Origin of the sequence: Paenibacillus sp. FSL H7-0918, from assembly GCF_038007025.1 — a bacterium.
In the GTDB taxonomy this organism is placed as follows: Bacteria; Bacillota; Bacilli; order Paenibacillales; family Paenibacillaceae; genus Paenibacillus_AQ; species Paenibacillus_AQ odorifer.
Window position 1 is genome coordinate 2,221,752 of sequence record NZ_JBBOWJ010000001.1, and the last position, 18,761, is coordinate 2,240,512.

General features: G+C 44.5%; 18 protein-coding genes. 4 read left to right on the forward strand and 14 right to left on the reverse strand.

Annotation, left to right across the window (positions count from 1 at the left end):
- Positions 1-1,165 precede the first annotated feature (1,165 nt).
- The 5 genes from MHI15_RS10035 to yyaC all read right to left on the reverse strand — a co-directional run bounded on the left by MHI15_RS10035 (position 1,166) and on the right by yyaC (position 5,568).
- Positions 1,166-2,356: a class I SAM-dependent methyltransferase gene (locus MHI15_RS10035; RefSeq protein ID WP_341164520.1), complete on the reverse strand. Its 1,191-nt coding sequence runs from the start codon at positions 2,354-2,356 to the stop codon at positions 1,166-1,168.
- An 88-nt stretch (positions 2,357-2,444) separates the two neighbouring features.
- The gene (locus MHI15_RS10040) at positions 2,445-3,263 is read right to left on the reverse strand and encodes a PhzF family phenazine biosynthesis protein (protein ID WP_340033681.1); all 819 of its coding nucleotides are present in this window, start codon (positions 3,261-3,263) and stop codon (positions 2,445-2,447) included.
- Entirely contained in the window at positions 3,263-3,934 is a 672-nt protein-coding gene (locus MHI15_RS10045; protein ID WP_076128661.1) for a DUF6483 family protein, read from the reverse strand. Before MHI15_RS10045 ends, MHI15_RS10040 begins: the two co-directional genes overlap by 1 nt.
- Before the next feature lie 194 nt (positions 3,935-4,128).
- The gene (locus MHI15_RS10050; RefSeq protein WP_076128663.1) at positions 4,129-4,935 is read right to left on the reverse strand and encodes an alpha/beta fold hydrolase; all 807 of its coding nucleotides are present in this window, start codon (positions 4,933-4,935) and stop codon (positions 4,129-4,131) included.
- 108 nt (positions 4,936-5,043) lie between these two features.
- Positions 5,044-5,568 carry a spore protease YyaC gene (gene yyaC / locus MHI15_RS10055; RefSeq protein WP_248549634.1) on the reverse strand — a complete coding sequence of 175 codons (525 nt, stop codon included), beginning with the start codon at positions 5,566-5,568 and terminating at the stop codon, positions 5,044-5,046.
- Between the two features lie 143 nt (positions 5,569-5,711).
- Between yyaC and MHI15_RS10060 the strand changes: the two genes are divergently transcribed.
- Entirely contained in the window at positions 5,712-5,936 is a 225-nt protein-coding gene (locus tag MHI15_RS10060) for a DUF1128 domain-containing protein (RefSeq protein ID WP_036680203.1), read from the forward strand.
- A 131-nt stretch (positions 5,937-6,067) separates the two neighbouring features.
- On the opposite strand, the gene MHI15_RS10065 is transcribed toward MHI15_RS10060, so the two are convergent.
- The 4 genes from MHI15_RS10065 to MHI15_RS10080 all read right to left on the reverse strand — a co-directional run bounded on the left by MHI15_RS10065 (position 6,068) and on the right by MHI15_RS10080 (position 10,887).
- Positions 6,068-7,072, reverse strand: coding sequence for an asparaginase (locus MHI15_RS10065; protein WP_076128665.1), 1,005 nt, complete (start codon positions 7,070-7,072; stop codon positions 6,068-6,070).
- A 306-nt stretch (positions 7,073-7,378) separates the two neighbouring features.
- Entirely contained in the window at positions 7,379-8,215 is an 837-nt protein-coding gene (locus tag MHI15_RS10070; RefSeq protein WP_340952378.1) for a sugar ABC transporter permease, read from the reverse strand.
- Positions 8,212-9,519, reverse strand: a complete 1,308-nt coding sequence (locus tag MHI15_RS10075) for a carbohydrate ABC transporter permease (protein ID WP_341164383.1) — start codon at positions 9,517-9,519, stop codon at positions 8,212-8,214. Before MHI15_RS10075 ends, MHI15_RS10070 begins: the two co-directional genes overlap by 4 nt.
- Before the next feature lie 18 nt (positions 9,520-9,537).
- On the reverse strand, positions 9,538-10,887 hold the full coding sequence (locus tag MHI15_RS10080; RefSeq protein WP_341164384.1) for a sugar ABC transporter substrate-binding protein: 1,350 nt from the start codon (positions 10,885-10,887) through the stop codon (positions 9,538-9,540).
- A gap of 452 nt (positions 10,888-11,339) precedes the next feature.
- On the opposite strand from MHI15_RS10080, the gene MHI15_RS10085 reads away from it, so the two are divergent.
- From MHI15_RS10085 to MHI15_RS10095, 3 genes are all read left to right on the forward strand, one after another.
- Positions 11,340-13,100: a glycoside hydrolase family 13 protein gene (locus tag MHI15_RS10085; RefSeq protein ID WP_076128807.1), complete on the forward strand. Its 1,761-nt coding sequence runs from the start codon at positions 11,340-11,342 to the stop codon at positions 13,098-13,100.
- A gap of 252 nt (positions 13,101-13,352) precedes the next feature.
- Positions 13,353-13,850, forward strand: a complete 498-nt coding sequence (locus MHI15_RS10090) for a YtxH domain-containing protein (RefSeq protein WP_076128671.1) — start codon at positions 13,353-13,355, stop codon at positions 13,848-13,850.
- A gap of 148 nt (positions 13,851-13,998) precedes the next feature.
- Positions 13,999-14,331, forward strand: a complete 333-nt coding sequence (locus MHI15_RS10095) for a DUF5665 domain-containing protein (RefSeq protein ID WP_036680215.1) — start codon at positions 13,999-14,001, stop codon at positions 14,329-14,331.
- A 189-nt stretch (positions 14,332-14,520) separates the two neighbouring features.
- On the opposite strand, the gene MHI15_RS10100 is transcribed toward MHI15_RS10095, so the two are convergent.
- The 5 genes from MHI15_RS10100 to MHI15_RS10120 form a co-directional block, all read right to left on the reverse strand.
- On the reverse strand, positions 14,521-15,291 hold the full coding sequence (locus MHI15_RS10100; protein ID WP_076128673.1) for a sigma-70 family RNA polymerase sigma factor: 771 nt from the start codon (positions 15,289-15,291) through the stop codon (positions 14,521-14,523).
- A complete protein-coding gene (gene rsbW / locus MHI15_RS10105) occupies positions 15,288-15,743 on the reverse strand; it encodes an anti-sigma B factor RsbW (protein ID WP_036680217.1) in 456 nt (151 codons plus the stop codon). The genes MHI15_RS10100 and rsbW overlap by 4 nt, the downstream gene beginning before the upstream one ends.
- Positions 15,744-15,761: 18 nt before the next feature.
- Positions 15,762-16,100, reverse strand: coding sequence for an STAS domain-containing protein (locus MHI15_RS10110; protein ID WP_076128675.1), 339 nt, complete (start codon positions 16,098-16,100; stop codon positions 15,762-15,764).
- Between the two features lie 96 nt (positions 16,101-16,196).
- On the reverse strand, positions 16,197-17,867 hold the full coding sequence (locus tag MHI15_RS10115; protein WP_076128677.1) for a response regulator: 1,671 nt from the start codon (positions 17,865-17,867) through the stop codon (positions 16,197-16,199).
- Between the two features lie 21 nt (positions 17,868-17,888).
- Positions 17,889-18,755 carry a CheR family methyltransferase gene (locus MHI15_RS10120; protein WP_051491113.1) on the reverse strand — a complete coding sequence of 289 codons (867 nt, stop codon included), beginning with the start codon at positions 18,753-18,755 and terminating at the stop codon, positions 17,889-17,891.
- Positions 18,756-18,761: the final 6 nt, after the last annotated feature.

Consider the following 18,761-nt stretch of genomic DNA (forward strand, 5'->3'; position numbering starts at 1 on the left):
ACATTTCCCTTATACAAGACTAGAACGCAAAAAGACGATACCTCTCCACAAAGGAGCCGTACCGCCCTAATTCCCATAAAAAGCTATATAATTGTAAAAAGTGCAGCTATTCCCGTGCTCTCGCTGCTTACTTTCACTTTAATTGTACTTTGTGCAACTGTTTTTCAAGAATCCCGCCATATGCGGAGTATTGTTCGTTTTTAAGTGTACAAAGTGCAACTAAATTACTAAAACGCAGCTTCTGAGCATATTTAGTTGCACAAAGTACAACTAAACCAACTCGCCATTAGATCACACTAGCCGTACCGTCCTCACCATTGGATCGCACTCACTGCAACATCCTAACCATTAGGTCACACTAGCTGCACTATCCGAATTCTCATCAAAAAAGCTATATAGTTGTAAAAAGTGCAGCTATTCCCGTGCTCTCGCTGCTTACTTCCTCTTTAATTGTACTTTCTGCAACTGTTTTTGAAGAATCCCGCCATATGCGGAGCATTGTTCGTTTTTAAGTGTACAAAGTACAACTAAATTACTAAAACGCAGCTTCAGAGCATATTTAGTTGCACAAAGTACAACTAAACCAACTCGCCATTAGATCACACTAGCTGCACTATCCGAATTCTCATCAAAAAAGCTATATAATTGTAAAAAGTGCAGCTATTCCCGTGCTCTCGCTGCTTACTTCCACTTTAATTGTACTTTGTGCAACTGTTTTTCGAGAATCCCGCCATATGCGGGGTATTGTTCGTTTTTAAGTGTACAAAGTGCAACTAAATCACTAAAACGCAGCTTCAGAGCATATCCAGTTGCACAAAGTACAACTAAACCAACTCGTCATTAGATCGCACTCACTGCAACATCCTAACCATTAGATCACACTAGCTGCACTATCCGAATTCTCATCAAAAAAACTATATAGTTGTAAAAAGTGCAGCTATTCCCGTGCTCTCGCCGCTTACTTCCACTTTAATTGTACTTTGTGCAACTGTTTTTCGAGAATCCCGCCATATGCGGAGTATTGTTCGTTTTTAAGTGTACAAAGTGCAACTAAATCACTAAAACGCAGCTTCAGAGCATATTTAATTGCACAAAGTACAACTAAACCAACTCGCCATTAGATCGCACTCACTGCAACATCCTACGCTTTCTACCTTAATATCCTCTACCCTTCTACCGAACTCTCAGTAGGAAGCAGATCCGCGCATACGCGTTCGAGGTAGGGTTTTGCTCCCAGAAAATCGCGGAATGCGGTGTATTCGCGCCATTTGACGGAGTTGTCCCCGGCTGAGCTCTTAACGGCACGAATCATAATGTTCTTCGGTGTATTCTCCAGATCGATGAATTCCAGCAGCTGGCTGCTATAGCCCATCATGTCGAGCAATTTGGCGCGAATGGCGTCTGTAGCCAAGGCGGAAAAACGCTCTTTCAATATGCCATGCGAAAGCATAGGGCTCATTACTTCATTTTCGATTTGTGCGAATAATTCATGCTGGCAGCAAGGCACGGACAAAATAACAGACGCTCCCCAACGTACTGCTTTTTCAAGGGCAGCATCGGTAGCTGTGTCGCAAGCATGAAGTGTGATCACCATGTCCACTTGCTCCAGCTCATTATACTCGGCAATGTCACCCACGAAGAACTTCAAGTGATCATAACCGATTTTGGCAGCAAGTTCGTTACAATGCTCAATCACATCTGCTTTTAAATCTAACCCAATGATATTAAGCTCCCGCTTCTTACGAACGGTCAGATAGTGATACAGCGCAAAGGTCAAATATGATTTTCCACAGCCAAAATCCACAATCGTCAACGGTCGGCCTGTTGGCAGATCGGCAAGCACGTCCTCTACCATCTCCAGAAAACGATTGATCTGCCGAAACTTATCATATCTTTTGGCCAGCACTTTACCTTCTTTATTCATGATTCCAAGCTCCACCAGAAATGGCACAGGCTCTCCATCCTCCAGCACATAACGTTTGCGACGGTTGTGAGCTAGATCCGGCTCTTCCTTTTTACTTGGAGACTTGGTTAGGATGGATACTTTGAATTTCTTACTAATAAGCACCTGATAATCGGCTTCTACTGTACACAACAAACCTTGCCGATACGTTTCTCTAAATAAAAGAGATATTTCTTCCGCCGCTAACTCAGCGGGTACGTTGCGATGTTCTACCTTTGTACCAATATAGGACGCAAACTGATAATGCAGCTTCCCCTTTAGTTCAACAGGTTTAACCTGCACTTTGGTACAATTTTCGCCTTTATAACGTACTTGACTTAGGGTAGCCGTAATCAAAGTACGGTCATTAATTAGTTGTTCAATTAGAGCTGTTAAAGATTCCACAACGCACATCTCACTTTCGGGATTAAAAATGGAGAATCTATGTCTCCTAACCATCATCGTTCATTATATCACGTGTTAACAAGGGGCGTTCCTTGTTCTAGCAGGGCTTAACATGCAGTTCACCACTAACTATAGTTAATGCTCGCCCAGACAACTTAATCTCGTCTTTACTTACCTCTAACTGAAGCAAACCTCCACGTTTCGAAGCTTGATAAGCGGTCAACTGCGTACGATTGAGTCTATCCGCCCAAAAAGGTGCCAATGCAGTATGCGCTGAGCCTGTTACCGGATCCTCATTCACTCCTACCTTCGGCGCAAAAAAACGTGATATACAATCTATACCTTCGATAGAGCTTTCTGCGGTAACCGCGAAACCTCTCCCTTCAAGTCCGGATAAAGCTCCGAAGTCAGGGCTGAGTTCGCGAACCCGGGCTTCCTGATCCAGTCGTACAAGTATATTATCAACATATCGCATAGTTTCCACCACATTGGCTTCTGCAATACCAAGCGCTGCTGCGAGACCTGAAATTACAGGAGAGGGTTGAAGCTGATAAGGCGGGAAGTACAGTGAGATCAAATCTCCTGAACGAGAAGCTCTGAGCAACCCACTGCGTGTATAGAACCTTGCTTCCATGTCAGGCGCTAGCAATCCGCTCTCCCATAGTACATGCGCACTTGCTAGAGTCCCATGCCCACACAGCTTGACCTCAACTTTAGGTGTAAACCATCGCAAGCGATATCCATCTTCCTCTGGCCAGAGAAAAGCTGTCTCTGACAAGTTCATTTCCGCTGCTGTCTTCTGCATATAACCTTCATCGACGGGATGCTCCAGTAAACATACCGCCGCAGGATTGCCTGAATAAGCCTGTTCTGCAAAAGCATCGATAATATATAAAGGGATATTCATCGTATTCATCAGGTTCCTGCTTCCTTTCGTATCGCTGTTACCCTGCCCCACTCTTTTAACCCCTGCTCTACTTCCTCCAGAGGAAGGGCACCTTGTTCCAATTCTGCAGATGATTTGAGCAGCAGCCGATTGTACAGCTTATCCCCTTCTATTACAACATCTTCTCCTTGCTCCCACAGCCGGTAGAGGCTGTCCTCCGCTTTACTATATCGTCCTACCGACTCCATATACTCCAACAGTAGCCGCTCCGTTTTAGACGGGAGACGATAGGCCTGCACATCCTGCAAGAGTTCATCAATTTCCTGAGTCATATGCAGCAGCTCCCTGTCTGCTCCATGAAGATCCGCGTACAAATATAAGTGTAAAGCTCTCATACTTCTAAATAATGCTGCATCCTTATCGCCATTTGCCGCATAAATGCTGCCTTCTTCCTTCAGCAGTTTGGCCAGACCTTGAAGCTTATCGGACTCAACCACACCGCCAAAACGAAACATATCTATGATATCTTCTACAGATAGTGAATTTAAAAGACGTGAATTCAGCGGAAAATGCCGGTTCAACAGCTCATCAATTTCCCATAAAGCTTCTGTCGTCTTCCGTTCCTGCTTTAGAGAAAATACCTTGGCAACCATCGCCGTCATATCTTCGATCATCCGGACAATATAGTCTCTTCGAAACATGCAATTCCTCCTTTTCCGTACTGTGGTAGCAAAAAATTCAGGACTCAGACCACTTAAGTTATTCTATTGATTTATCTTAAACCATTGCCGAATTCTATGCCAGTTAAGGAAAATACCAGATCATTAGATAGCCCTTAAAAAAAGAGGCAGCACACGCCATAATGGCGCCGTGCTGCCTCTTTGTAGATGATTTTTTATACGCGGCTATTGTCTAAAACGGAAGCCTGAACAAAATCCTTTATGATCTCGGCTAATCGTTCAGGAGCTTCAAAAAGACTCATGTGGCCTGCACCCGATATCGTTGCTTGCGTTATATTCGGTTTATCCGCAGTAAAGGTTCGTTCAGCAGGAATCAATCCATCCTGCTCGCCAGCAACAAGCAATACCGGCAACGTAGTGGCCGTAATTACATCCCGTCGATCTGGACGCTCACGCATCGCCAGTGCAGCTCCTGCCGCTCCTTGTGGAGGCGTTTTGTAGCCGATTTCTTTAGCACGCTCCAGCAGCTGTGGAGATGCAGAAGCGGTTGCTTCAGCAAACAATCCTGGTACGAAGCTGTCTACGAAAGGAGTAATCCCTTCATTTTGAATCGCGCTGACACTCTTCAGTCGTTTTTCCTTAGCTTCTTCACTATCTGGATAAGCAGTAGAATGAATTAATCCAAAGCCTTTCAATCGAGAAGCATAACGCTGAGCAAACGATAGCGTAATATATCCGCCAAGCGAATGACCAAGCATGATGCATTCAGCAATCTCCAGCGAATCTAACAGACCCAGAACATCATCTGCCATTTGTTCAATACTATAAGGTCCTAATGGAGCTTCCGAAGCTCCGTGACCACGTAAATCGGGAGCAATCACTCTGTAGCCGCTGCTTAAGACAGGAATGACTTGTTCCCAATATTCAGCGCTTCCACAAAAGCCATGCAGCAATACAATAACTTCGCCTTTCCCCTGATCACTGTAGCATATATTGCTTCCGTCACAACGAACTCTTTCCATGGCTGCTTCCCTCTTTCTAGAATACTAAGATAATGTGTCTAATATCTATTATTAAGCAAAACAGCCCGCCTTGAAACGGACAACTTATTTTTAAGTGCCCAATGGGTACTACTGGAGTCCGAATCCTTTTGCTGCCGCTATAGCGATATGTTCTGCCATAACCATCACTCTATGCAGTGGAGTGGTCTGCAACGTTCTATAGGGTTTCGGGCCATTCATATCTACAACGGCCGCCAAACTATAGTGACCTACGGCTGGAAGATTTGCCCCCACCGATTGTGCAGGCTGTAGTGGCTCACTCGAAACGAAGTAATATCCAAGCGCGATCGGAGGACCCAGACAAGCATCTACCGCAACTACAATATGCCCGGAGGGAATCTCAGCCACTCTGGCCACCAAGTTATCTGCATCGCAAGGAGACGGCAACGTACCGATTACATGTCGGAAGCCATGTTCCACAAGTTTGCTGCCCGTCAGCGGACCGAGTGCATCTCCTGTAGACCGATCTGTTCCAATGCACAGGAACGTGACTTCCTCGGCGGAATGCAGAGCAGCTATTTCCATGAAAAAGGACACTAATCCAGCATCGTCCATTTTAATGCGTTTTCCGCTTCCCTGTTCTCTGATTGCCAATACATTTCCTCCCTTCGATGATATTTTTGATCTCATGCCTTTAATTTAACATGATTTCAGGGAACCCGACAAAAAAATGGTGGTCAAGCTGCCAAACATGGTAAAATACATGAATCAGTATACAGAGAGGATGTTTTAACCTAATGGATTTAACAAAGCCTAGTCAGGAAAATGTTGAGTATATGATCGAGGCTATCAAAAACAAATTAAAAATGGCCAGTGCCGCGGCGATGCAAGCCTCCGCTTTTTCAGTAGATCATTATGAAGATATCTATGATGTTTATGAGGTAGCCATGGGCAGCGACAGACTAAGTATTTCTCAGGTGGAAGCACTCGTCTCCGAACTCGGCCGTCTACGTCATAAATAATAGGTCTCCCTATTACAAGAAGAACCGATGTTGCCGTCCTTTAAAGATGACTACCGCTTCTCGTAGAAAAAAGCCCTTTGCTGCGTATCCAGAAGATGGATTCGTAGTCGAAGGGCTCTTTTTATATGATCCTACTTTATGAAATTAAGCTTGAACTCGGTATCCGCATGGCCTACTCGTGTACCCCCGTCATTGTAAATCACGCCTGAAAATGCATTGCGCAGCTTTTCCAAGGTATTTTTCTGACTATAACCAATTTGATTTAAAATTCCCTGTACAATAAGTCCCCACTCTTCTTCCGATCCGTCCAGAATCTTGAAGGCAATCCCCAGTCGCTCACGGCGTAAGCCGAAGCAATAGACACCCTTAAATCCACCCTTAGCAATAATATTATCATCTTCCAAAAGAATAGAATCAAGGCGACCAGATCCAGAAACCATCTCCGGATAAGCATTCATTGCCGTTGTAATAGTAGTCACCGCTTTGCGAGTAGCTTCATCTGCAATCAAATCCGGATTGGCTAATTTCAAATAGGCCGTCGCCAAGGCGGTCAGAGGCAGAGCAAATACCGGCAGCCCGCATCCGTCCGTACCTAAACCGATACTGTCTGGGGCCACACCGGCCATATAAGCAATGGTGTCGATAATCTCACGCTGCACCGTTTGCTCCGGCTGTGAGTATTCTTCAAGCGGCAAACCTTTGAGCTTACTGTAAGATAAGATACCCATGTGCTTGCCCGCACAGTTATGATAGAACTTTCTTTTGCCCGCACCACGAATGGCGTTCTCCCTACTGGAATAATCCAGCGGGTAACTCGTTGCACAGATCATTTGTTGCTCATCGATGCCAATCTTGGAGGATATGCTCTCTAGCGCAGCTACATGGTAGCTCTCTCCCCGATGAGAGGCGGTCATCAGGGCAACCTCTGCGGGTGTAAAGCCGTAATGCTCCACAATCCCCCCACGTACGCCTGGAATAGCCTGAAGGGGTTTAGCAGCTGAACGGGTGAACGATACAAATTCCGGATCACCTGCATACCCCTTTAAATTTCCGTTCTCTCCTACGATGGCAATATGCCCACTATGGACACATTCCAGCAAATCCGCCCGATACTCTCGTACTAATACGGTTTCCATGATTTCTCTCCTCTTTAACTAGATGCTCTATAACTCACAAGGACTTATTAGTATTCACATTTAATAAATGCTAGAAAATAACCCCGTGCTCCGGGATTTTTGAGTACTCTACAAACTCCCTTAAGTGTTGGTTCCATGAGGAATTCTACTCCTATTTTCATTATTCTTCAATCCTGTCCCCACCAAGAAGATTTTAGAAACCGGATAAAATATAAAAAACCGCTTCCTTCTCAGAACCTTGATCTCTGAGTAGAAAGCGGTTTTTATGGAATTCAGCGTAGCCTCACAAGGGTAGCGCAGTTCGTCTTATCCTTTGCTTGCACCTGCGGTCAGGCCATCCACCAAGAAACGCTGTAGGAAAATGAACAGCAGCGTGACTGGGAGAGCGACCAATACCGCTCCGGCAGCGAACAACGTAAACTCGGTTGAGTTACTTTGGTTCACCATCCGGTAAAGCCCAACGGCGAGCGTTCTTGTATCCTCCGTACGCAATACAAGGTCGGCGAATATAAAATCCACAAAGCAGCCGTTGAAAATCATAAGGCTGGCATAGGTGAGCATCGGCTTAGATAACGGGATCATGATAGAAAGAAATACTTTCATATGACTCGCCCCATCCATTCGCGCAGCATCTTCCAAGCTTTTAGGAATCGTATCAAAAAAACCTTTAGCCACAAAAACATTCGTGATAATAGCACCGCTGCTGTACACGAGCACAAGTGCCCAATGAGAATTCAGTAGCCCAAGTGTGTTCAGCAGCACGTAAACTGCAATCATAGCCATAAATCCCGGAAACATCTGCAGAACTAGGAGCGTGGTTAGTGTAGTTTTTCTGCCCGTAAATCGATAACGAGAAATGGCGTACGAAGTCAGCAGCAGCAAAAAGGTGCCGAGCAGCGTAGACAACGCCGCAATCTTTAGCGTATTCATGAACCATAGCAAATATTTAGTTTGCTCAAACAGTTCCTTGTAATGAACAAAGGTGAAATTCTTAGGAATCAATGAGTCACTGAACAAACTGTTTCCTGTTTTGAACGAAGACATAATAATCCAGAAAGCTGGGAAAAGACTAATAAAACTGAGCACAATCAGCAATAAATGGCATCCAAACGTTTTTAACGCTTCCGTCAGTCTTAGCTTCATGCAATCATATCCTCCTCTTTAAAGGATCGCGTCCGCCGGTAGCTCCAGATGGAGAATGTCGCGACCATCAGGAAGATGACAATCCCGATGACAGAAGCAAAGCTGTACTGTGACTGGTTCAGCGCCAGTTTATAAAGCCAAGTCACCAGCAGGTCAGTGTGGCCCGCGTACTGGTAGTTAGGATTAACCGGTTCTCCATTAGTCATTAGATAAATGACATTAAAGCTGTTAATGTTGCCGGCAAACTGCATAATCAGGATAGGTGCGGTTGCGAACAATACCATGGGCAGCGTAATCATGCGGAATTTATAAAATGACCCAGCACCGTCTACTTCTGCCGCTTCATACATATCCTTCGGAATTGTTGTCAGCACTCCAAAGGCCAGAATCATGGTCACCGGAATGCCGATCCACATATTAGCCAGAATTACAGTGACCTTAGCCCAGAAAGGATTGGTTAGCCAGGCCACACCCTCCAGTCCCAAGGCTCTTAAATAACTATTGATCGGTCCGAATTGATTATTGAACATATTGCGCATGACGAGCAGAGAAATCATATTGGGAATAGCGAAAGGAACGATCAGAAGTGTGCGCCAAAGCTTTTTGCAGCGGACACGGGGCTGGTGAATAAGTACTGCAATAAGCACACCTCCAATGTAAGTCGTCGCAGTAGCAATAACCGCCCAGATCAAGGTCCAAGTCAGCACTCCACCAAAGGTGGAACTCCAGACATCCAGACTAAGCATTTTATTAAAATTACCGAAGCCCACCCAGTCTACTAGATGTGCTGGCGGTAAAATCGGGTCGGCATAGTTCGTAAACGCCAGTAGCACCGAAAAAACAAGTGGTAATATCGTCAGAAAAACCACGGCCACAAAGGGAATCGCGAGGACAAGATAGGCAAAATTCCTCCGCCCCATAGCTCTGAGCGATTCAGCGAATGAATGAATGGGCTCTTTCCGGTCCCGTGCAGCTCCAACTAGGAATGCATCTCTGATGTTCAGTAAATGAAAAGCTGTATAAAAGAGCAGCGCCAGCAATGCCATTAGACCATTGATCATCATAAAAATGGAGTGGTCGCCTTCCACCATCCGGGTTAATTTGCCTACCTTGACCATACGGCTTGGAAATTCACCAAGCGTAATTAAGCCATGCAAATGTCCCATCAGATCATGAGCAATATAGTAGATTCCAGCAGACCCCACCAGCAGGAATACCAATCCTTTCAGCCACTGCCGGTTGTAGAACTGGCCCAGTCCCGGAATAATAGTCGAGAGTAGCGCTGCGCCTGTTTTCTTCCTCATGGTTAAATCACCTGCCCTTTACTTCGACTCCAGATCGGCCTGAATCGTGGTTACAGTCTGATCCAGCGTCTGTTTAACATCAAGATTTGAGTCGTTCCACAGGGACACAAACGCTGCTTTTAGGGGTTCCCAGACCGATTTAATTTCTGAAACGGAAGGCATTGGAACGGAATTTTGGAATTGCTCGAAGAATCCGCCAATAATAGGGTCATCTTTGATTTCCGGCGCTTCTCCAGCCTCTATACTCGCAGGAATCGCTCCCGTCATCTCAAAATTCTTAAGCTGATTCTCCTTGTTGCTTGCAAAATGTGCGAACAAACGGCCTGCGACTGGATATTCCGTATATGAGTTGACATAATACGATTTGACCCCGGAGAAAGAAAGACTGTCTTGACCGTCAGGTCCCTTTGGAAGAGGAGCCACACCCAGGTTAACATTTTCCTTAAACGCCGCTATGGACCACGGCCCGTCGATATTCATCGCCAGCTTACCTTCTTGGAACAACTGTGTTTTCACGTCATAAGTGATATCTCCTGCATTCAAAGGCAGAATTTTTTTGAGGCTCTGCAGAAACGTAAACCCTTTGATAGTGCCTTCATTGTTCAATCCAATATCCTTGAAATTCGTATTGTTGTCTCCGTAAATATATCCGCCGAAGCTGCCAATAAACGGATAGCTGTAATATCCGACGAATTCCCACATGATTGCAAATTTGTTTTCCTTCGGATTGTTATACGTATCTGCAAAAGCAATCACATCATCCCACGTTTTAGGAGCGTCAGGAATCAGGTCCTTGTTGTAGAACAGCGCATAGGTTTCTACCGATTTAGGATAACCGTAAAGAATGCCATCATAAGACGATGCCTGAACGGCTGTTGCCACCATCGTTGATTTGGTTTCTTCCTCAAAAACATCATTTGGCAAAAGCAGCCCTGCTTTTACGGCTTGCCCGATCTGGTCATGGGGCAGAGTCAACACATCTGCAGCAAGTTTAGACGGACCATCCGTCGCCAGTCTTGCGCCTTGATCACCACCTGCCATTTCCTCAACTGTGACGGGAACACCATATTCTTTTTCGAAATCAGCAGCAACCTGCTTCATGTACTCAAGCTGCTCCTTGGCTTCCCAGACCATCAGTTTGGCCCCTGCTTCTGGTTTCATTTCCTCATCGGTGGTATTCTCTCCGGAAGTATTTGTCTCATTTGCGGTTCCCCCCGGCTCGTTCACTGCGGAATTCGGACTCGAATTCGGCTTTGATGCGGAGTTCCCATTGCCTGAACCGCATGCGGTGACCGTCAAAGTTAACAGCAGGCATAGGACTAAACTAAATGTTACCGCTTGCATTTTGGAACGTTTACTCTTCTTCATTTGCTCATCTCCCCTTCGTTCATGAGTGATTAAACCTAACCCGCATTGAAAAAAAGCATATAAAAAAGGTACAACCTCATTTGCACAAAGTGCCGAGGTTGTACCTTTCCAGGTAACAGTGCCTTTAATTTGAATGCGTGTTATGAAAAATCAAGTTCGTTCGCCCTCATTCTATAATATCCATAATTTTGATTGCAATCAGAGTATAAGTCCAAAAAAGACGGTTTAACAACGTTTATCTTTTCTTTTCTTTTATTTTCTCTTTATCCCTACCACATACTAAATATTCCATATTGTAATTTCTTGTGAAATAACCTCTTGCTTTGCTCTTGAGGGTTATGGTAAGATGCAGACAAATTTAAAGGCAATGAAACCGCCAAGGGTTCAACCTCTGAAAATCATGAGGTTGGCCCTTTTTTGCGTTTACATGCCTGAAGGGATGGAAAGTGAGTATGATTCAACCGGAAGCCGTTTATCACCGTATGGGACAAAATTGGTCATATGCCTACGATGAGTCTACACTTCATATTCGCATAAGAACTAAGCGGGACAACGTATCACAGATCGATCTTTTCTGTGGAGATAAATTTGGCTGGGACAAAACGCATGAGGTCATTCCAATGCAGCGCCTCGCTTCTGACGGCTTGTTCGATTACTGGCAAGCCTCCGTCCGTCCCGTTTACCGCAGACTCGCGTATTACTTTGCGCTTTATGACAAAGACGAAGTTCTTTATTTTTTGGAAAAAGGTTTTTATCCAGAGCCACCTGCTGTGGTATATGAGGGCTTGTTCGACTTTCCATTTTTGAATCGTGAAGATGTGCACTCCCCTCCATCGTGGGTGAAAGATGCAGTATTTTATCAAATATTCCCGGAGCGTTTCGCGAATGGGGATCCCACCAACGATCCGACAGATGTATTGGAATGGGGCGGCACGCCGAGTCCTCGGAATTTCTTCGGAGGGGACTTACAGGGTGTACTAGATCATTTGGATTATCTCTGTGAATTGGGCATCAATGCTATATATTTTAATCCTTTATTTGCGGCAACCACCAATCATAAATACGATACAAAAGATTATTATTTGGTCGATCCTCATTTTGGCACCAATACATTGCTGAAAGAGCTTGTGGACTCCTGTCACTCCAAAGGCATCCGTGTCATCCTGGACGGTGTCTTTAATCATTGCGGTCATACCTTCCCGCCATTTGTTGATCTGCTCGCGAACGGGCAATCTTCACGTTATGCGGATTGGTTCCATGTACGCGAGTGGCCGCCACAGGTCATCGACGGAATTCCCACCTATGACACCTTTGCATTTGAGCCTATCATGCCTAAGTTCAACACTGAGAATCCTGAAGTCATAGAATATCTACTGAATGCAGGCCGCTATTGGATCGAGGAAATCGGTATAGACGGCTGGCGGCTTGATGTCGCAAATGAAGTCTCCCATTCGTTCTGGCGGCAATTCTGCAGTGCGATCAAAAGCATTAATCCAGAAGCCTATCTCGTAGGAGAAATCATGCATGATTCCTTGCCGTGGCTGCTTGGCGATCAATTTGACGCCGTTATGAATTACCCGCTAACGAATATTCAAATTAATTTTTTCGCTCACGGACAGATCAATGCTGCACAATTCTCTCAGTCGGTTGCTACTATGCTAGCGAATTATCCGCAGCAAATTACGGAAGCCGCCTTTAATCTGCTAGACAGCCATGATACAGTTCGTTTCCTGACACTTTGTGGCGGTGACATCAGGAAGTTAAAGCTGGCCGTTTTGTTCCAGATGACCTTTCAAGGAGCACCCTGTGTTTATTATGGCGATGAAATCGGCATGGATGGCGGATACGATCCGGACAACCGAAAATGTATGGAGTGGGACTCACAGAAACAGAATCAAGAATTGTTCGAATACTATCGCTGGACGATCAGCCTTCGTAAATCTCATCCCGCATTCCGGAGCAGTGGATTTAAAGCGCTGGAGATTCCGGGTTATCCAAAGCTGCTTGTATATGAGCGGTGGGACAAACAAAGCCGGTTCATAATCGTATTGAACAATGAAGATGTTATGGCCGAAGTCATCATTCCTGTAACCGGAGCAGACACGATATGGGTAAATCTAAAGACGCAGAAGCGGACTGAAACCTCCACATCCCAGCTGCATCTGAATCTGCCTGAATTCGGCTATGCGGTACTCCAAGCCGTTAATGATTAATCCGTAACATTATAAATTCAATCGTGGAAGGATGGAGACATATGCTGCATATCACAGCCTGTCTTCGCCTTCTTTTTGCGCATAAACAAATGTTGATAAAGCCTTAAAAACGCGGTTTATATGACCTAAAGCCCTCTAGGTTACCGTATCCTCCCTTAAACTCCCGTAATCTCTCCCTTGCTCTTCAACTGTTTCAGCCCATACGCCAAAGTTTATATACGAAGTAAGATAAATTATAAGGAGTGATTGGTGATGAGTAACGTAGAACATGAAGTAGAGAACGGAAGCAGCTTATTAAAAGGTATCTTTATTGGTAGCTTAATTGGTGCCGCAGCAGCCCTGCTATTTGCACCAAAGCCTGGTCGTGAAATGCGCAGTGATCTGTCAGATAAACTTTCTCAAGCTACAGACAAGACCAAAGAAGTTGCTGGTGCCGTAACTGACAAAACCAAAGCTATTGCGACAACCGTTGGCGAAAAAGCAACCGATTTGGCTAGTACGGTGTCAGATAAAGCTTCTGATATCTATACCACTGTCAGTGACAGCAAACAACAAATTGCCGCCACTCTTCAAGAGGCTGGAAGTAAAATTGGTGACACTGTAAGTGAAGCCTCAAGCAATGTAAGCTCGGATGTTAAAGACGCCTCTAAAGACGTAGCTGATGAAGCTAAAGCATCCTCTAAAGAGGTTGCCAATCAGGCTAAGGATGCGAAAGAGGATGTAAAATCCTCCTATAAATCCAATTACTAATCTGCGGCATCATACAGCTATCACTTTAACAAACAACAGCCAGCTGACCGCAGCTGGCTGTTGTTTAGTTACACCTTTATTCACATCAGCAGATACAACTAGACATTTAATTAATGCCCGTTCGGGCTATAGAAAGCAGGGATGGCGCATGGCAGATTCAAATAACCAAACAAAACCTTATGAAATTGATGAACATCCTTTCGAGTTGCGACATGAAGTGAAACGCTTAAACAGTCGTCTTGATAAGATCGCTCACTCACTGGAAAAATCAGAATTCAAAGACATTCTCGACAACTATTCAGATCCGAAAAAAAGAATCATCACAAACCTGATGGCCGGTATATCTCGGGGACTTGGACTATCTCTCGGAACATTTGTAGTCCTTGGTTTATTAGGCTACATTCTTAGTCTTTTTCTTAATGTTCCAGTAATCGGAGAGTATCTTGGCGAAATTAAAAAATACATTGATGCTAATAGCTAACCGCAAGACTATCAATCTATTCCCCAACTATCGACCGCTTCCCCCGCTTGTCCGTCTAATCCTCTAGGTTGGACGGACAAGCGGGGGAATAAGTCTACAACAGTATACAAATAAAGGACATGCGGGTCTCCAGTCAGCGGAGAGAGGCATGTCCTTATCGTCGAAAATGTATATTACCCATACAGGAACTCAATAGGAAGAGTTGGCCATAATCTGCTTTAACTTCTCAGTGGCCCGCTTCTGTATGCGTGAAACGCTCATCTGTGATACCCCCAGCTTCTGGGCGATCGCCCGCTGGGATTGTCCATCTTGGAACGCTAACAGCAGCACCTGCTGCTCCTGTTCCTTCAATTGACCTAGTGCTTGCTGCAAATCCATACGTTTCTCTACGGTCTCGTAATCATTTGCGTCAGAGCTGATCAGCTCGCCTAGTGTGGCTCCTGTCTCCTCTTGAGAAAGGGGCGAGTCTAGGGAGACGTAATGATAACATTCTCTGCCCGCCAGTACTTCTACAGTTTCTTCAACAGACAAATCAAGATAATGAGCAATCTCATCCACCGCAGGCGAACGTTCCAGCTTTACTGTTAGTTCGTCAATCGCGTGTTGAACAAGTGCTCCCTTTTCTTTTATCCGTCTAGGTACCTGTATGTACCAAGATTTATCACGTAGGAAATTCTTCATATGTCCAATCATGCTTTTCATCGCATAGGGCTCAAAAGGGATTCCAAGGCTAATATCATATTGCTGTAATAACCGGATGAGCGCCATTTGCCCGACCTGATATAAATCCTCATACAAGTCGGGGCGGTTGCGAGAAATTTTTCCAGCAGCCATTTTTACCATAGGCTCATATTTCTTAATCAGCACTGTTGCGCGTTCATTATCCTTAGTCTGCTGATATTCCCAAATTTGGGTGACTGCTTCATTCATGGACTCGGGGGGAGTCACCTTATCACTCATACCTTTTCCTCGCTAAAGTTAAGGTGCTTCTTCAAAGTTACTACCGTCCCTCTTCCGGCCTCACTTACGACGCTCACGTCATCCATCAACGCTTGCATTAAGTAGAACCCTAAACCGCCGACCTGAACGTCACTTAACTCTTTATCATGCAGTGTCATACGCTCACTGGACGAGTCTTCCAAACCGTCAAAGCTCTCCCCCTCGTCTTTGACTGTAATGGATAGGGCACTTTCACCCACCTCAAAGATTACATCAACCATTCCGTCTTGTTGTCCATAGGCGTACAATACTGAGTTGTTACACGCCTCTGATACAGCTACCTTCATATCTTCAATATCTTCGTAGGTGAAGCCCATTTTTGAAGCAATACCATATAAATTCAACCTAACAATATCCACATACTCTGCGCTAGCCGGCAGCTGAAGAATTACTTTTTGCACATCATCACTCATTCTTTGTTCTATCCTTTCCTAGTGGGAATTCTCTTGGGAGGCAAAAAACTTGGTAATACCAGTCATGTCAAACAGCTTCTGAATTTGGGGAGGAACATCCTCAACCATAAACTTAACGTCCATACCTTGTCTTGATTTCAGGATCGAAAGTAGAATACCAATACCCGTGCTATCGATGTATTTTAATTCTTTAAGATTTATTACTAAATCATGCTTCGTATCACCTACAAGCGGCTCCATTACCAAACGGAAATCGGAAGCCACGGATAGATCAAGTTCACCATTCAGGAAAACCGTACATACACTTTCTTTTGTCTCTGTCTTAGCGTGAAACTTATTACTTTTATGCGTGTTCATAGACGATCTCTCCTGATAAATATTTTCTATATTAATAACCTCATAGTCCTACCTTTGAAACAAATAACATTAAAATATAAACTAGTAAATCTTGGGTTACGCCTGAAAAATAGATGTATCTGTTTCAACCATCCGATTATCGCTGCTAGAATACCGAGAGATAATCTGCTTAATACTACTCATCTTAAGTGGCTTGCTGATATAGTCATCCATTCCTGAGGCTTTACAGCGATTCTGGATGCCATCCATGACATTCGCAGTCATTGCAATAATAATAGTCTTCTCAGCCGCCGGACCGCCTTCTCGACGGATTTGAGCGGTTGCCTCCAGGCCATCCATTACTGGCATTTGGAGATCCATAAAGATAAAATCATAGGGCTGCTTAAGCGCCATTTGCACAGCCTGTTTCCCGTCCTCAGCCATATCAGCTTCATAGCCGAGCTTATCTAGCATGCTAACCATCAGACGCTGATTGATAGGATGGTCATCTACAACAAGGATTCGGCTTCTGCTCTCCTGATTAAGAAGAAGATGAGGCGATTCCTCTTCTTGATAACCTCCTGTCAAATCTTCTCCAGGTACGGATGCTTGTATCGTAAAAATAAAGGTAGCTCCTTTTTGCTCCATGGATTCTACCCGTATTTCTCCGCCCATCATGCCTACAAGGGATTTACATATGGCTAAACCAAGCCCTGTTCCCCCGTATTTCCGTGTCATTGAAGAATCCAGCTGTGAGAACGGTTGGAACAATCGGTCGCATTTCTCTGGAGAAATACCAATCCCTGTATCCATGATCGTGAACTCGACTTCTACCTTGTTCCCAGATGTTTCTTTGATGGAAGCGACTAAATAGACACCGCCTTGATTCGTAAATTTAACTGCGTTAGCAATCAGATTAATTAATACTTGGCGTAAACGGGCCATATCTCCATATAAAAGTCTAGGCAACTTCTGATCGATAAAATAAGCAAGCTCCAGGTTCTTTTTTCCCGCTTCCACCGAAAAGAGGCTGAACACCTCTTGAATACATGTGCGAAGTTCGAACAGCTGCTCTTCGATTTCCATTTTACCGGATTCCATTTTGGTGAAATCAAGAATATCGTTTATCACCGTAATCAACGTGTCTGCACTTTTCCGAATGATCTCGGAATACTCCTTCTGCTCAGGAGCAAGGTCAGTCTCCATTAATAAATCAATCATACCCACTACGCCATTCATTGGTGTACGAATCTCATGACTCATCATAGCCAGAAATTCCGACTTCGCTTTGGAGGCGATCTCCGCCTCTTCCTTAGCCTTTACGAGCTCACTATTTATGATTTCCAGTTCTTTCGTCTTTTGCTGCAGCAGCATGGTCTGAGTCTGATGCTTCTTGCTCGTAATATACATCTCGACAAAACCTTGTATCTTAGACTTCAGAATTTGTGGAATGAAGGGCTTGACCATATAATCAATAGCCCCTGCAGAATAGCCCGCGAATAAATGCTCCGCTTCCTTACTATTCGCAGAGATAAAGATAATCGGAATTTCCTTTGTTTTTTCTCTGGCTTTAATCAACTTTGCGGTCTCGATCCCATCCATACCTGGCATCTGCACGTCCAGTACGATGACAGCAAAATCATACCTTAACAAACACCGCAGCGCTTCTTCGCCGGAGGTGGCTTTGACTAGCTCATAATGCTGGCTTTCAAGTACCGCCTCCAGCGCCAGCAGATTTTCAGGACGGTCATCTACTAGTAGTATATGAATTGGTTCTTGAAACCCCATAGGACCACCCTCCTTCATGCGTTATTTTATGTTACGGTATATTTTTTCTACTCTGTCCAAAGACTCATAACAATCGCTGTACTTCGTAAAGTGAATGGATTCTTTAGAGCCTAGAACAAGTATTCCAAAACGACTTAAACTTTCATGAAACAAGCCGTGAACATGATCCCGCAGCTCATCATTGAAATAGATCATCACATTGCGGCAGAAAATAACATTAAACTCATTAAAAGAAGTATCTGTAGCCAAGTTATGCTCAGCGAATATAATGTTTTTGCGTAAATATGGCTGTAAAATAACCGAGTTATACTTCGCTGTATAGTATTCAGAGAATGCCCGGGTACCTCCCGCCTCCAAATAATTCTTAGTGTATTGCTTCATTCTGCTAATATCATAGACGCCTTCCTTAGCCTGCTGTAAAGAACGCTCATTCATATCTGTGGCATAAATCCGAGCCTTATCGTAAAGCCCTTCTTCATGAAGCAGGATGGCCATAGAGTATACTTCTTCACCAGTGGAGCATCCAGCATGCCAGATACGAATATAGGGATAAGTCCTCAACAACGGAACTACCTTCTGGCGAAACGTTAAAAATAACCCCGGGTCCCTAAACATTTCGGTAACCGGAATGGAGAGACTATAGACAAATCGTTCAAAACAGGCACGATCATGCAGCACCTTTTCTTGCAGCGCGGATATGCTGTGTACATTCTCCGCATGCACATGATGCCAGATACGTCGCTTCAAAGAAGGCAACGCATAATTCCGGAAATCATATCCATATAAACGGTGTACTCCATCAAGGAGCAGCTCGATCTCAATTTGCTCCAACTCGTCACTTCCTACCATAACGGGCTGCTCCTCATATCCGTGTTCTATCGCTTTCATTGTTAT